This is a genomic window from Mesorhizobium sp. M0496 (assembly GCF_040321205.1).
GTDB lineage: Bacteria > Pseudomonadota > Alphaproteobacteria > Rhizobiales > Rhizobiaceae > Mesorhizobium.
Genome location: NZ_JAMYRC010000035.1, coordinates 13,970 through 29,287, shown reverse-complemented (window position 1 = coordinate 29,287; position 15,318 = coordinate 13,970). Strand labels below are relative to the sequence as shown.

Sequence of the window (15,318 nt, the reverse complement as noted above, 5' to 3'; positions counted from 1 at the left end):
TTAATCGAGTTCGCGGCCTAACCGGCACTTCGACGAAACGACCAGGCGCCTGGCGCCAAACCGGGAGCGACTGGAAGAGAGATGGGACTGGCAGACTTCACAGACAAGGGATGTCGTGTTGGCGGCCGGATTCTGGCCGCTTTCTGCTTCTTGCTGCTGCTGGCGATCTCGTCTGCCTTTTCCTCTGTCGCCAATGCCGCCGACGCTCCACTTGTGGCAAAAGGCTACAAGATGGCCGGCGATGCCACCAAGACGCGCATCGTCATGGATTTCGACCGCGAGCCCGATATCAAATGGTTCCTGCTGCGCGGTCCCAACCGGCTTGTCCTCGATCTCGCGAATACGAGATTCGCCATTGACGCCAAGGATTTGAAGGCGCGCGGCCTGGTCAAGGGCGTACGCCTGGGCCAGCTCGGCGAGGGCGTTTCGCGGCTGATCATCACCGGCAAGGGACCCTTCGCCGTCGACAAGCTCGATGTGCTGAAGAATGAGGACGGAAACGGCTACCGCATTGCCATCGACATGTCGGCGGCGTCCGCACGCGAGTTCGATGCCGCACTTGCCAATCAGGCGCTGACCACCGGATCGACGGTTTCGACCGACAAGGGAGAGCGGGTCGGCACCGGACCGGTCTCCAATCCGGGCCATCGCTTCACCGTCGTCATCGACCCAGGCCATGGTGGCATCGACGGCGGGGCCGAGGGCCTGAACGGCACCATCGAGAAGAACGTCACGCTCGCCTTCGCCACGGAGCTGCGCGACAAACTGGCCGCCGTCGGCAATTACGATGTGTTCATGACGCGCAACACCGACGAATTCCTGCGTCTGGACGACCGCGTGCGCATTGCCCGGCAGCATGAGGCCGACCTGCTCATTTCCATCCATGCCGACACAATCAGCGTCAAGGGCATTCGCGGCGCCACCGTCTACACGGTTTCCGACAAGGCTTCGGATCCCGAGGCGCAGGCGCTTGCCGACCGGGAAAACCTCTCCGACCAGTTCGCCGGCATGGAAATCAAGAACGACAGCAAGGAAGTCACCGACATCCTGATCGACCTGATCCGCCGTGAAACGCACAATTTCTCGATGAGTTTCGCCCACACGCTGGTCGGCCAGTTGTCAACCAGCGTCGGCTTGATCAACAATCCGCAGCGTTCGGCGGGCTTCAAGGTGCTGAAAGCACCAGATGTGCCATCCGTACTGGTCGAACTCGGTTACCTCTCGAACGCCAAGGACGAGGCGCAGCTGCTCAACGCCGACTGGCGGGGCAAGGCGGCCCAGAGCATAACCAATGCCGTCGCGCTTTTCGCTTCGGCCAAGGCGGAACCGGGAACCGGAGGCTGATATGCCCGGCGGCGCCTGCAACCAGAGGCAGCGTTGCTCGGCGACAACACACGGTGCTTTTATTTTCGGCTCGCGACCGCGAAATCCTGCGTTGCCGTATTTTGTCCACATGGTGGCGACAAGGGTCTTCGATTACGGATTGGGACCGGCTCGAAAGCTTGCGCGAAAGGCGGCTTCGTTTAGGAAATTCCCGAACCAAGGACTGGAGCGGGTATGATTCGTCTCATTGGCTATTTTTTCGGCATCGGCACGACGCTGGCCCTTCTGGTCGCGGCGGGCGTTGCGATCTACATAGGCCATTTATCGAAGGATCTGCCCGACTACGAGGTGCTGGCTAAATACGAGCCGCCGGTGACCACCCGCATCCATTCATCGGATGGCGCGTTGATGGCCGAATATGCGCGCGAACGGCGCCTGTACTTGCCGATCCAGGCCATACCGGACCGCGTCAAGGCGGCCTTCCTGTCGGCGGAAGACAAGAACTTCTACAACCACCCTGGCATCGACGTGACCGGCCTCGGCCGCGCCATCATCGTCAACCTGCAGAATCTCGGCTCGGGCAGGCGTCAGGTGGGCGCCTCGACGATCACCCAGCAGGTGGCGAAGAACTTCCTGTTGTCCTCGGACCAGACCTACGAGCGCAAGATCAAGGAGATGATCCTCGCCTTCCGCATCGAGCAGGCCTATCCCAAGGACCGTATTCTCGAGCTCTATCTCAACGAAATCTTCTTCGGCTTCGGCGCCTATGGCGTCGCCGGCGCGGCGCTGACCTATTTCGACAAGTCGGTCAACGAGCTGAGCGTGGCCGAGGCCGCCTATCTGGCCTCCCTGCCGAAGGGGCCGAACAACTACCACCCCTTCAAGCATGCCGATCGCGCGCTGGAGCGCCGCAACTGGGTCATCGACCAGATGGTCGAGAATGGCTACGTCACGCGTGAGGAAGGCAACAAGGCCAAGGCTGAGCCGCTGGGCGTGACGCCGCGCCGCAACGGCAACTATCTGTTTGCCGGCGAGTACTTCACCGAAGAGGTGCGCCGCCAGATCATCGCCCGTTACGGCGAGAATGCGCTTTACGAAGGCGGCCTTTCCGTCCGCACCACACTCGATCCGAAGATCCAGCTCATTGCCCGCAAGTCGATGCAGAACGGGTTGATGAAATACGACACCCTGCGCGGTTATCGCGGGCCGGTGAAATCCATCGACGTGTCGGGCGACTGGGGCGTGCCGCTGGGCGCCGTCAAAGGGCTGGAGGACGTTCCCGAATGGTCGCTAGCCGTCGTGCTCGACAGTTCGGCGACCGGCCTGTCGATCGGTCTGCAGCCCGCGCGCCAGGCATCGGGCGAAATCGTCAAGGAACGCGTCGAAGGCACCGTCAGCAAGGAGGACATGGGTTTTGCCATGCGCCATGTGGTCGACGGCAAGACCGTCAAGGCCAAGTCGCCGGCGGAGGTGTTGAAGCCGGGCGACGTCATCTTCGTGCAGAAGAACGATGGCTCCGATGGCGCCTACAGCCTGCGCCAGGTTCCAGAGGTTGAGGGCGGCCTGATCGCCATGGATCCGCATACCGGCCGCGTGCTGGCCATGGTCGGCGGCTTCTCCTACGCGCAGTCCGAATTCAACCGCGCGACGCAAGCCATGCGCCAGCCGGGTTCCTCGTTCAAGCCGATCGTCTATTCGGCGGCTCTCGACAATGGCTATACGCCGGCCTCGGTGATCATGGATGGGCCGATCACCATCCAGAGCGGCAATACGACCTGGACGCCGAAGAACTACGACGGCACCGTCGCTGGTCCGGCAACCCTGCGCTCCGGCATCGAGAAGTCGCGCAACCTGATGACGGTGCGGCTTGCCAACGACATGGGCATGAAGCTGGTCGTCGAATATGCCGAGCGCTTTGGTGTCTACGATCATCTGGCGCCGTATCTGCCGATGGCTCTGGGCTCCGGGGAAACGACCGTGATGCGTATGGTGTCGGCCTATTCGATCATGGCCAATGGCGGCAAGTCGATCAAACCATCGCTGATCGACCGCATCCAGGACCGCTACGGCAAGACCGTGTTCAAGCAGGACGAACGTGGCTGCCAGGGCTGCAATGCGCCCGAATGGCAGAACCAGCCTGAGCCGGAACTGGTCGACAATTCCGAGCAGGTGCTCGATCCGATGACCGCCTACCAGATCACCTCGATGATGGAAGGTGTCGTGCAGCGCGGCACCGGCGCCACCATCGGCGAACTGGGCCGCCACATCGCCGGCAAGACCGGAACGACGAACGATGAAAAGGATGCCTGGTTCATCGGTTACACGCCCAACCTCGTCGTCGGCCTCTACATGGGCTACGACACCCCGCGCGGCCTTGGCCATGGCGCCACCGGCGGTGGTCTCGCGGCACCTATCTTCAAGGACTTCATGCGGGTGGCGCTGGACGGCACGCCCAATGTCGACTTCAAGGTTCCGGACGGCATGAACCTGGTCGCCATCAATCGCAAGACCGGCATGCGTGCCGCCTCGGGCGATCCCGGCACCATCATCGAGGCCTTCAAGCCGGGTACCGGCCCCGCCGACAGCTATTGGGTGATCGGCATGGGCGCCGATGGCTCCAATGCCACCGGTGGCGCGCTGTCGCCGCAGGCCAATCAAGCCATCCAGTCCGGCGGCGGCGGCCTCTACTGACGATTTTCATGAGCGGATGGGCTGGCCTTGCGCCGGCCCATTTTGCTTTACAGCCGGCGGCGGCCTCCCTATGTATCGCCGACCAAATTCGGCAAACAGGACAGAACAGCCAGCCATGCGCGCGGAAACGCAGAATATTGTCGACGAGATCAGGCAGGCGATCACCCTGCTGAGGAGGCATCTTTGACTGGGATCAGGCCATAAAGCGGCTTGAATACCTCAATGTGCGCGCCGAGGACGCCAGCCTCTGGAATGAACCGCTGGAAGCGCAGAAGCTGATGCGCGAACGCCAGGGCCTTGAAGAAGGCATCGCCTCGGTGAGAGGCCTGACGCAGGCGCTGGAAGACAATATCGGCCTGATCGAACTCGGCGAGGAAGAACGCGACGAGGGCGTCATTGCCGAAGCCGAAGCCGCGATCCGCTCGATGCAGGGCGAAGCGAAGGCCCGTCAGGTCGAGACGCTGCTGTCGGGCGAAGCCGACGCCAACGACACCTATCTCGAAATCCATGCCGGCGCCGGCGGCACCGAAAGCCAGGATTGGGCCTCGATGCTGCTGCGCATGTACACGCGCTGGGCCGAGCGGCGCCGCTTCAAGGTCGAGATCCTGGAAGTGCATGACGGCGAAGAGGCCGGCATCAAGTCCGCCACGTTGATGATCAAGGGCCACAATGCCTATGGCTGGATGAAGACGGAATCGGGCGTTCATCGCCTGGTGCGTATTTCGCCCTATGACAGCAATGCGCGCCGCCATACGTCCTTCGCCAGCGTCTGGGTCTATCCGGTCATCGACGACACGATCGAGATCGACGTTTCCGAATCCGATGTCCGTATCGACACCTATCGCTCGTCCGGCTCCGGCGGCCAGCACGTCAACACCACCGATTCGGCGGTGCGTATCACCCACCTTGCGACCGGTATCGCTGTCGCCTGCCAGGCCGAACGTTCACAGCACAAGAACAAGGCCAAGGCTTGGGAGATGCTGCGCTCGCGCCTCTACGAGGAAGAGCTGAAGAAGCGCGAGGCGGTTGCGAACGCCACCGAAGCGTCGAAGAGCGATATCGGCTGGGGTCACCAGATCCGCTCCTATGTGCTGCAGCCCTACCAGCTGGTGAAGGATCTTCGCACCGGCGTCGAGAGCACCAGCCCGTCGAGCGTACTCGATGGCGACCTCGACGATTTCATGGAAGCCTCGTTGTCGCAGCGCATCGAAGGTGGTGCGGGTGAAGCCGTGGCGGACCTGGACTAAGGCTATGCTCATATTCAGGTGAGGCCGGCCTGCAAATGGCGGCTTCCTGCGTTTCCGGTGCTCACGGACCCGAATGTCCGCTCCGCTCCGGTTCTCGGAACCCACCATTTTTGACTCGGCCTGACCTGAATCTGAACATACCCTTCGCACCTTGGCGACGGAGGAGAGAGTGACTAGCAAGCTCACCGGAAAGTGCTTTTGCGGCGCGGTTCACTACGAAGTCGCGGACGAATTCATCTATGCCGCGAATTGCCATTGCTCGAACTGCCGCCGCACCACCGGTTCGGCCTTCAAGCCTTTCGCCGGTATCGAGCGCGAGAAGTTTGCTCTCACCGCGGGGCATAACAAGCTCCTGATCTTCGGCGACGAAAGCGGCCATGACGCGCATTGCGGCCGGTGCGGCTCATTGCTCTATTCGCTCGTCCGCGAGGGCGCTTTCGTCCACGTTGCCATGGGAACACTTGTCGACGATCCGGCCATCCGCCCGACCGCGCACATCTTCGTCGGCTCGAAGGCCAGCTGGTTCAACATCGCCGACGGCCTGCCTCAATATCAAGAGCATGTGATCGCCAACCAGCCATAGGCTGGAACCACACCGCACCAATCCCGTTTATTCGACACCTGTTTGCCGGGAAGTTGATTTCAGCGGTCGGTAGCGGATGGTTGGTTGGCATGCGCCGCGGCACTCGTGAACGCAGCAATTTCTTGCGCCGACTCACATTTGCGCTCACCATCACGGCATCGAGGGGAGACAAAAAGCATTTATGGCCGGGCGCGGCATATCTGCAAGCTGACGATCTGGCCGCTGGGAAGACACGTTCCGGGAACGGGCAAGCAAAGTGCTTGATGCTCGTTTGAAAGGAACGCTTCCATGTCTGCTGCCACATCCAGATCGGCCCATGCCGCTGAACCGGTCGGCCGACTCTTGTTTTCCCTGTTCGCAATTGGCGCAATCGCAATGCTGACGGCACCTGCCTTTGCGCATGACGCCACACCGACAGCGGCAAAGCCACTAGGCTGGAGTTACCCATTCGCATGCTGCGCCAACTATGATTGTCGTACGGCTCATACCGGCGAAGTGTTGGAAAAACCCGAGGGCTATGTCATCGCCGGCACGGGTGAGGTTGTTCCCATGAGCGACAAGCGCGTCAAGGACAGCCCGGATGGTGAGTTCCACTGGTGCGCGCATCAGGCCGGTCTCGACGCCGGCAAGACGATCTGCCTGTTCGTGCCGCCGCGCTCTTACTGACGAGGGCGTCGGCGGTCGACACTTTTCTTAGCGGGCAAGCCTGCTGACGGATGGTTGTCAGGAGCACTTCTTTATGTTGCCTTGCCTCACAGGTGGCGGGCAATGGAGAGGAATTCGCTGATGACCATCAAGGCAAGCTGTCATTGCAAGGCGACGACGTTCGAGGTTTCGCAGGCACCGCAGACGGTGACGCAATGCACCTGTTCGTTCTGCTCGAAACGCGGCTCGCTCTGGGCCTACTACATTCCATCGCAATTCAAGCTCACCAGTCCGATAGAGAACGTTTCTTTCTACCAATGGGGATCGAAAACCGTAAAGCATGGGTTTTGCGCCACCTGCGGCTGCGGCACCTTCACGGAAACACCGGATTGGTCGACCGGCGAGCCGGATTTCGATAATCCCAAGATCAGCGTCAACTCGCGGCTGTTCGATGATTTCGATCTAGACAAGGTCGAAGTGGTGGTCATCGACGGCAAGAATCTCTGGTAGCCTGGTTCTGGTCATCCCAGCGCGGCGATGCGGCGCGTTCGCCGGGGCATGGTCCCCGGGAAAAGCCATGGGCGGTGCTTTTGCCGTTCCGCTTTTCGCCGCAATTCATGGTACAAGTCGCCGGAAGGGCTGATTTGGCGCCACCGCAAGGCGTGACTTGGAGAGGGACCATCTATGAAAAAGACTGTGCTCGTCGTCGTGGCGACGGCTGTGCTCGTGAGCGCCTGCACCACCACTGATCCGTATACAGGCGACCAGAAGATTTCCAATACGGCGGCCGGAGCAGGCCTCGGTGCTCTGGCAGGTGCCAGTCTTGGCCTGCTTGCCGGCGGCAATGACCGCCGCAACGCGCTGATTGGTGCCGGCATCGGCGCGCTCGCCGGTGGCGCCATCGGCGCCACAATGGACCAGAACGAGGCCGAACTGCGCCGACAGCTTGAGGGTACCGGTGTCAGCGTCACCCGCAGCGGTGACCAGATCATCCTCAACATGCCATCCGACATCACCTTCAACGTCGATCAGGACGCGGTGAAGCCTGGCTTCTACCAGGTGCTGAACTCGGTCGCGCTGGTGCTGAAGAAGTTCAAGCAGACCACGGTCGACGTTTTCGGTCATACCGATTCGACCGGCGGCGAGCAGCATAATTTCGATCTGTCGCAGCGCCGCGCTCTGGCGGTCGCCAACTATCTGTCCGGTCAGGGCGTCGATCAGCGCCGCTTCGCCGTCACCGGTTTCGGCAAGACGCGCCCGGTCGCATCCAACGCCACGGCCGAAGGCCGCGCTCAGAACCGCCGCGTCGAGATCCAGCTCTCGCCGCTCACCTGATCTGTTCGGCAAGCGAATGCGAAACGGCCCCACATGGGGCCGTTTTTGTTTGAACTGATGTCGATGCTCTTCAGATTGGCGCATCATAGAATTAGCTATTGCTAAAATAATTGCTTTCCCGCAGCCATGGAAGGGAATAGCATCGTTGCTGTTCCGGAGGGGATGAGGCGGTACAACTGGCCGCGCAATCAGCATTTTTCCGCCTCGGTCTTGCACGGCCAGATCAGAAAATCTGGGAGGAATGCATGCCAAGAACAGCCAGCCTCGGGCGCTGCGGCGTCCTCATTTTAACAGGTCTCGCAAGCGCATGGTTGGGCGTCGCTACGGCTCGGGCCGAGGACGCCAACAAGGCCGACATCGATGCCTTGAAAAAGTCACTCGCCAAATATGAGGACTACACCGCAGCCGTCCGCGACCTCTATCTGTCGACAGTCGGCTGCGTCTACTACAGCGGAGAAAAGATAGCGGGTGCGATGGATTACCCGAAGGGCGCCATGGGTATCCATTTCGTCAATGTCCCGAGTATCGGCCAAAAACTCGACCCGATGCACCCCAATGTCCTGATCTACGAACCGACCAAGAAGGGCTTGCGTCTGGTGGGCGTGGAATGGCTGATGCCTCTGACGCCAGACACCAAGGAACCCCCGAAGCTCTTTGGCCAAACATTCATGGGACCGATGGAGGGGCACTATCCGCTCATCCCGAGGGAGTTCGTGCACTACGACCTTCATGCCTGGCTCGGCGACAACCCGAACGGCATGTTCAGTCCGACGAACCCGAACGTGAAATGCAGCAAGGCCGAGTTTCCGATGCTGGAAAAGCCGACCAAGATGATGCCCGGGCCGATGTAACGGGCGAGACAGGCTGGCGTGAACTCATAAATGGCGCTTCCAAGGCGAAAGCGCCCGTTTCGGCTCCTGTCGCCATGTCGCAGAGGGCCAGAGCGGTCATTGACCAGGCATCTTAAAATCTCTTCCGCCGGCTCGGGCGTTGTCGCCAGCTTGTCTAGGACAAACCCGTCATGGAACTCTCTTCAGGGAGGATGCAATGATCAAGCGAGGACGCATGTGGGTGACAATGGCTTCGTGCGTCCTTTGCCTTTTTACACTGCCCGCCCAGGCGAGCAGCTTAGGTGATCTTGTCAGGAATGGCGACGTCGCGGCAGTGGCTTTCGCCTTGGACAAAGGCGTCGCTGTTGACGAACTTGACGGCGTTACGGCGCTCTACATCGCCTGCGAAGGCGGAAATGTCGAGTTAGCCAAACTTCTGATCAATCGTGGCGCGGACGTCAACCTGCCCGTCAGCTGGCAAAGAACGCCACTCTACGCCGCCAACAAGGCTGGGCACGCCGAGATCGTGAAGCTGTTGCTCGACAATGGGGCCGATCCAAATCAGGTGGCGAAAGCGCAGACGCCGCTGCACGTGGCTGCCGAAAATGGCTGTCTTCAGTGCGTCATTCATCTTGTGGACGCCGGGGCAGAGGTCAACGCACTGACATCGAATGGAAATCCGCCCATACATTTGGCCAAGCTCAGTGGTCACGAGGACGTCGTGGCCTACTTGCGCAGTCATGGCGCCGGACGACCGGCCCTTGCGCCGATTTCGGCACGACTTGCATCGGCAAACGCTGAATCGGGCAAAGAAATTTTCGGCAGAACGTGCGGGGTTTGTCATCTTGCAGCGCCGGGGGTCAAGATTTCCAAAAAGGCCAATCTATGGGGCATCGTAGGGCGGCGTAAGGCTTCGCAAGGCGATGTCGAGTATTCGTCAAGTTTAAAGGACGCTGGTGGCGATTGGACCTTCGAGGAACTCAATTTTTTTATCTCAAACCCCGCACTCACTTTGCCTGGAACAGATATGATTTTCCCGGGCCTGCAGGACGAGAAGCAGCGAGCAGACGTCATCGCTTACCTGCGGACCTTGAGTGACACACCGCCGCCGCTTCCCGATTGATAGCTCCTGTCTGGTGGTACCGTGATCCGCAAATTAACTTGCAGCGGCGCGAGCGGAATCGAGCCCACCCCAAGATTAAAAACACACGCGGATAGAACGTGGCCTAGGACCGGGCTGGCTGATCGACGATCACTGCAACGATCCGCCGCACGATCGGAAGGACAATCAGCAGGCTCGGAAACGCGACAAGCCATGATGCTCCCCATGCATACGACCAGGTCGCCACGAAACCGCTCGCCCAGCCCGTGCCGATTGCCGTCGAAACCGCCGAGACAATGCAGGACATGAGGATCGAAAGAACGAACGGCATCATCACCGCGCTGTAGGAAGGCGGTAGTTTTCTCAATTTCAAAACCCTGTCGCGTGCCATGAAAAATCTCCTTGTCTAAAAATGTGAGTGGACCCGTTGTGAGTGCGATCAGGCGGCGTGTGCCGTTCGCATGGCCAGTTCGCGAATGAAGCTTTGTAAAGAGCGTGGCTCGCGCCCAAGGGCGGCACGCAACGTCAGGCTGTTTCCGCCGACACCATATTGAGCGTAGTGGTCAAATACCTTGGCCAGCAATTGCATCTGGCCGTCGCTGTAGGAAAGACGGGCTTTTGCTGCCCATTCCGCAAATGTCGGCTCGCCAGCGGAGATCGGGCGGCCAAGTTCCTCACCCATCATTGAAACGATCTCGTCGCGGCTGTGCATACCGGCGCAAAGTTCCAGCGTCGCATAGGACAGTCGCGTTTCGGTCAAGGCGATCGCAGCCACTTCGGCGACATCGCGGTAGTCGACACGCGCCACCTTTGCTGTCTTTGGAAACGGTTCCGAGAAGACGCCACGCTCGACAATGGACGGCCAAGCCGCTCCGATGTTCTGCATGAAATTGGCAGGGTGCAGAATGGTGTATTCCATATCAGTCGAATAAAGAGCAGCTTCGACCGGCACCTTGCTCGCGTGGTTTTCCAGCCTCGTATTGGTGGGCTGGATCACCGACGAGAAGACGAATTTTCGAACACCCGCCCGGCTCGCCGCTTCAACCATGGCGACACCCATCGCGGCTTCATCGGGGGCAAAAGCGGGCCCGATGTGAAAGACGCCGTCGACGCCTTCGACAGCGCTTTCCAGGCTCCGATGGCTGCGCAAATCTCCAGTCACGACCTCGGATGCTCCGAGCTTCCCGGCCTTTTCGATGTTCGCGGGATGGTCGCGAACAAGCGCTCGAACATTGGCATTGCGGCGGACAAGTTCAGGCACGACAAGTCCGGCAAATCGGCCTGTGGCGCCGACAACCAGGACGGTTGGATTGGGTGCTCGCATGACATTTCCTTCCATCAAGCCGTCCTTTCGGACTTTCTTGCAGGAAAATAAAATGTCGCGAACCGCGTTACAATTGTCCGGCGTTGCGATAGTTTCTATCGATTTTCGGGAGAGTCCATGAACCGGATAGATGATTTTGAAGCTTTCATTGCAGTCATCGAACTGGGAAGTCTGACGGCTGCCGCACGCCGACTGAACCGCTCACTGCAGTCAATCAGCCGGTCCTTGGCGACACTGGAAGACTCCGTCGGGGTCGAGCTCGTCCACAGAACAACACGCCGATCGACACCGAGCGAAGCCGGAGCGGGCTTTTTCCACCGCATCAAACCAGCCATCGAGGAAATAAATGAAGCCCGACTGCAAGCGGCCAACCAGCGATCGGAGCCGTCAGGCATCTTGCGTGTGAGCGCACCAGTTCTGTTCGGTCCGGATTTCCTCGTGCCTGTCATCGCCGATTACATGCGGACCTATCCTCGGGTCGAGGTTGACCTCCAGCTTTCCGATGGATTTGTCGATCTCGGTGCCGAGGGCCTCGATCTGGCGATACGAATCGGCAATCTGCCGGATTCCAGCTTGCAAGCGAAACGCCTGGGCGCATTGCGGCGCGTCGTATTCGGCGCACCTTCCTACTTTGCACACCGCGGCCGCCCGGCTCATCCCTTTGAACTGAATGCGCATAGCTGCATCGTTCGAACCGTTGACGAGCGTCCGGGTGAATGGATGTTTCAGATTGAAGGCAAGCCTCGAGCGGTCAAAGTCGCCGGCGCTTTTCGGTCCAATTTGATGACGCCCATCTATGCCGCGGCAATCCACGGATTGGGCCTGGGCTACTCACCCCTTTGGCAGATAAGGCATTTGGTGGATGAGGGTCGCCTCGAGCTGGTTTTAACGGAATTCGAGCCGGCGCCGGTGCCGATACACGCCTTGTGGCCAGAAGGCAGATCGTCTTCCGCCAAGCTTCGCACGTTTCTGGATATGTTGGCGTCCCGCCTGCAACTCAAAAACCTTTAGCCAGCCGGCTGGTCATTTTCGCAGGTGGCTGGCTTTGCGCGTCCAAAAGGACGCGCAGCGCTGTCGTATCAGACCTTGGCGACGATCTTCATGAAGGCCGGCATGTCATCGCCGAAGCCGACGGTGGAGTCGTTGTCTTCCTGGTGGCGTTGGCGGGCAGGGCGGTTGCTGTCGCGCTGCGGCCTCGTGTCGCCGCGTTCCGGTGCGCGCGGTTCGTTGCGATCGGATGATTTGCGCTCGGTGTTTTCCGAACGGATCGCTTCCTTGCGCGAGCGCCGTTCGCCGATGTCGGCGACTGCGGCCTCGGCCCCCGGCTGATCCTCGCGCACCGTTTCCGGTGCCGCTTCCTCGCCGTGCCTGGCGTGGCGTTCGCGTGGTTTGCGCTCGCCGCCCTTTTCCCTGCGATCATGGTCCTTGCGGTCATCGTCCTTGCGGCCGGCACGGCGCGGCGCGCCCTTGCCGCGGCGCGGAGCATCGTCCTCGCCTTCGCTGGCGACCACTGTCGACAGGTCGCCGTCATGCCACTCGATCTTGTTGCCGATCAGCCGCTCGATGGCGTCGATGTACTTGGTGTCCGACTTGGTCGCGATAGTGAAGGATTTTCCAGAGCGCCCGGCGCGTCCGGTGCGGCCGATGCGGTGAACGTAGTCCTCGGCATGGATCGGCACGTCGTAATTGAAGACGTGGCTGACATCGGGGATGTCGAGACCGCGCGCGGCGACGTCGGAGGCGACGAGGTAGCGCAGCTTGCCGTCGCGGAAATTGGCCAGCATCTGCATGCGCGCGCGCTGGTCCATGTCGCCATGCAGCGCACCGGCGTCGAAATCATACTTCAGCAGCGAGCGGAACAGCTCCGACACCTCGACCTTGCGGTTGCAGAAGATGATGGCGTTCTTCAGTTCCGCATCCTCGGCCTTGATCAAATTGCGCAAGGTCTCGCGCTTGTCCCATGGCTTGGAGCCGGACTTGACCAGGCGCTGGATGATGTTGGTCGCGGCCGATGCGGCCTTCGAGACCTCGACGCGCACCGGCGCGTGCAGGAACTTTTCGGTGAGCTTGGTGATTTCCGGCGGCATCGTCGCCGAGAAGAACAGCGTCTGCCTGGTGAACGGGATCATCTCGCAGATGCGCTCGATGTCGGGGATGAAGCCCATGTCGAGCATGCGGTCCGCTTCGTCGATGACGAGGATCTCGACGCCGTTGAGCAACAGCTTGCCGCGCTCGCGGTGATCGAGCAGGCGGCCGGGCGTCGCGATCAGCACGTCGGCGCCGCGTTCCAGCTTCTTGTCCTGTTCGTCGAAGGATACGCCGCCGATCAACAGCGCGATGTTGAGCTTGTGGTTCTTGCCGTATTTGACGAAGTTTTCCTCGACCTGCGCGGCAAGCTCACGCGTCGGCTCGAGAATGAGCGTGCGCGGCATGCGGGCGCGGGCACGGCCCTTTTCCAGTCTTGTGAGCATCGGCAGCACGAAGGATGCCGTTTTGCCGGTGCCGGTCTGGGCAATGCCCAGCACGTCCTTGCCGAGAAGCGCGTGCGGAATGGCGCCGGCCTGGATCGGCGTCGGCTGCGTGTAGCCGGCATCGGTGACTGCGGAAAGAACCTTCGGCGACAGGCCGAGGTCTGAAAAGGTCAACGCTTCTGGAGCGGTCGTGGTGTCTGAGGACAATTGTTGTTGTCTTTGGCTGGTTCGGGGAAGCGCAACGGCGTCTAACGACATCTGTCGCGGCAAGCGCCACGCGCCTGCAAGATTGGTATTGCAATTAGGAGCAAGCCCTCGATTTGTCAACAGAAACGGCCGTGATTGGCGCGATTGTGAAGTTGTAACCTTAATCGGGATGCTTAATCGAGGTGCTGGTCGCGGCCCCGGCTCAATAGCGGAACTGTTCGGCGAGAATGCGTTCGTTCCAGGAATGGTTGGGATCGAACAGCAACGTCGCCGTCGCAGTGGGCGATTCCCTGACCGTGACCGAGGTTACCGCCTTGACTTCCGTATGGTCGGCGGCGGCGTTCACCGGCCGCTTTTCCGGCTCGAGTATGTCGAAGCGCACGGTCGCCTTGTTGGAGAGCAGCGCGCCGCGCCAACGGCGCGGGCGAAACGGGCTGACCGGGGTCAGCGCCAGCAGTGGCGCGTCGAGCGGCAGGATCGGCCCATGCGCGGAAAGATTGTAGGCGGTGGAGCCGGCCGGCGTGGCGATCATGACGCCGTCGCAGCTCAGTTCCTCGAGCCGTACCTGATCGTCGACGGTGATCCGTATCTTGGCCGTCTGATAGGATTGCCGCCACAGCGCCACTTCGTTGATCGCCAGCGCCGAAAGCGTTTCGCCTTCCGAGGTCATGGCCAGCATCTCCAGCGGGCGTATCGTTTCGGCAACGGCGGCCGCGAGACGCTCGGTAAGCCCACCGGAGCGGTACTCGTTCATCAGGAACCCGATGGTGCCACGGTTCATGCCGTAGACCTTCTTGCCGGTCCCCATCGTGTCGCGCAGGGTCTGCAGCAGAAAACCGTCACCCCCAAGCGCGACGACGGTTTCGGCTTCCTCGACGGAGGATTGTCCATAGCGCGCCGACAGGCTTTCCAGCGCCGTCTTGGCGTCAGCAGTGTCGGACGAGACGAAGGCGATGCGGCTGGCGGCTTTGCTCATGGCTCCCCAATGACGACCGGTTGGCAGCGGCTGGGCCGCGCCAGCGCCGGGGTAGCATGGGCAGGGCATGTCTGCAAAGGGAGCCATGGCAGCACCATCCCGGATGGCAAGGCCCGTCCCGGGCTGCAAGGCGGCATAAAAAGGCGGGATGCGGCCTTGCCGTTCGCGCATCATGTCAAAGGCTACCCGAATGTGATGGTTAAGATCGGCTTTAAACTCTCGTAAAGCCGGACCGGTCATGTTAGCCGGCAGTGGATGGGTGGCGTGGGGGCTAGCCAGTCGAGGCCGACATATTGCCGGTAACACGCCTGATCATCGTCTTTCTGATGCTGGGAAGCTTCGCGCTTCTCTTTGCCCAACTGGTGCGCCAGTCCGAAGAGACGAGCTTCCGACCTCAGCCAACAGCGTCGCGCTGCGGTGATGCCGCCGGGGCTCCATGCCCACAAAGGGCGCTGTAGTCACGAAGGCATACGGATCGTCGGCCTGGTGACCAGCGGCACGGGTTCTGCGCAGTCGAGGATCTGACGCGACGGACGCCTGTTCACTGCGCCAACCATTTGCAGGTTCACGCCACAACTCGTCCC

General features: G+C 60.8%; 14 protein-coding genes. 10 read left to right on the top strand and 4 right to left on the bottom strand.

The genetic code is table 11. From position 1 onward, the window contains the following. Window positions 1–81 precede the first annotated feature (81 nt). The 9 genes from NKI73_RS24875 (at window position 82) to NKI73_RS24835 (ending at window position 9,777) form a co-directional block, all read left to right on the top strand. Entirely contained in the window at window positions 82–1,344 is a 1,263-nt protein-coding gene (locus NKI73_RS24875) for an N-acetylmuramoyl-L-alanine amidase (RefSeq protein ID WP_352633483.1), read from the top strand. A gap of 213 nt (window positions 1,345–1,557) precedes the next feature. Continuing rightward, entirely contained in the window at window positions 1,558–4,014 is a 2,457-nt protein-coding gene (locus NKI73_RS24870) for a penicillin-binding protein 1A (RefSeq protein ID WP_352633481.1), read from the top strand. A 115-nt stretch (window positions 4,015–4,129) separates the two neighbouring features. Continuing rightward, a protein-coding gene (gene prfB, locus NKI73_RS24865) for a peptide chain release factor 2 (protein ID WP_352633479.1) occupies window positions 4,130–5,261 on the top strand; the annotation gives its coding sequence in 2 pieces (ribosomal slippage) (window positions 4,130–4,195 and window positions 4,197–5,261; 1,131 coding nt in all). A gap of 169 nt (window positions 5,262–5,430) precedes the next feature. Next, a complete protein-coding gene (locus NKI73_RS24860) occupies window positions 5,431–5,844 on the top strand; it encodes a GFA family protein (RefSeq protein WP_352633477.1) in 414 nt (137 codons plus the stop codon). A gap of 288 nt (window positions 5,845–6,132) precedes the next feature. Then, window positions 6,133–6,510 carry a hypothetical protein gene (locus NKI73_RS24855; protein ID WP_352633475.1) on the top strand — a complete coding sequence of 126 codons (378 nt, stop codon included), beginning with the start codon at window positions 6,133–6,135 and terminating at the stop codon, window positions 6,508–6,510. 120 nt (window positions 6,511–6,630) lie between these two features. After that, entirely contained in the window at window positions 6,631–6,999 is a 369-nt protein-coding gene (locus NKI73_RS24850; RefSeq protein ID WP_352633473.1) for a GFA family protein, read from the top strand. Window positions 7,000–7,173: 174 nt separating this feature from the next. Next, window positions 7,174–7,824, top strand: a complete 651-nt coding sequence (locus NKI73_RS24845; protein ID WP_352633471.1) for a YiaD family glycine zipper/OmpA-like lipoprotein — start codon at window positions 7,174–7,176, stop codon at window positions 7,822–7,824. 245 nt (window positions 7,825–8,069) lie between these two features. Next, window positions 8,070–8,675, top strand: a complete 606-nt coding sequence (locus tag NKI73_RS24840; protein ID WP_352633469.1) for a hypothetical protein — start codon at window positions 8,070–8,072, stop codon at window positions 8,673–8,675. Window positions 8,676–8,871: 196 nt separating this feature from the next. Next, window positions 8,872–9,777 carry an ankyrin repeat domain-containing protein gene (locus tag NKI73_RS24835; protein WP_352633467.1) on the top strand — a complete coding sequence of 302 codons (906 nt, stop codon included), beginning with the start codon at window positions 8,872–8,874 and terminating at the stop codon, window positions 9,775–9,777. Between the two features lie 103 nt (window positions 9,778–9,880). Here NKI73_RS24835 and NKI73_RS24830 read toward each other — a convergent pair whose 3' ends face one another. Next, window positions 9,881–10,147: a DUF2798 domain-containing protein gene (locus NKI73_RS24830; protein ID WP_352633465.1), complete on the bottom strand. Its 267-nt coding sequence runs from the start codon at window positions 10,145–10,147 to the stop codon at window positions 9,881–9,883. Window positions 10,148–10,195: 48 nt separating this feature from the next. After that, window positions 10,196–11,080 (bottom strand): NmrA/HSCARG family protein, encoded by an 885-nt coding sequence (locus tag NKI73_RS24825; RefSeq protein ID WP_352633463.1) that lies wholly within the window; start codon window positions 11,078–11,080, stop codon window positions 10,196–10,198. Between the two features lie 117 nt (window positions 11,081–11,197). Between NKI73_RS24825 and NKI73_RS24820 the strand changes: the two genes are divergently transcribed. Next, complete coding sequence (locus tag NKI73_RS24820) at window positions 11,198–12,091, top strand: LysR family transcriptional regulator (RefSeq protein ID WP_352633461.1); 894 nt, start codon at window positions 11,198–11,200, stop codon at window positions 12,089–12,091. 68 nt (window positions 12,092–12,159) lie between these two features. On the opposite strand, the gene NKI73_RS24815 is transcribed toward NKI73_RS24820, so the two are convergent. Then, window positions 12,160–13,758: a DEAD/DEAH box helicase gene (locus tag NKI73_RS24815; protein ID WP_352633459.1), complete on the bottom strand. Its 1,599-nt coding sequence runs from the start codon at window positions 13,756–13,758 to the stop codon at window positions 12,160–12,162. Window positions 13,759–13,960: 202 nt separating this feature from the next. After that, window positions 13,961–14,734, bottom strand: coding sequence for an NAD kinase (locus tag NKI73_RS24810; RefSeq protein ID WP_352633457.1), 774 nt, complete (start codon window positions 14,732–14,734; stop codon window positions 13,961–13,963). Between the last annotated feature and the right edge of the window lie 584 nt (window positions 14,735–15,318).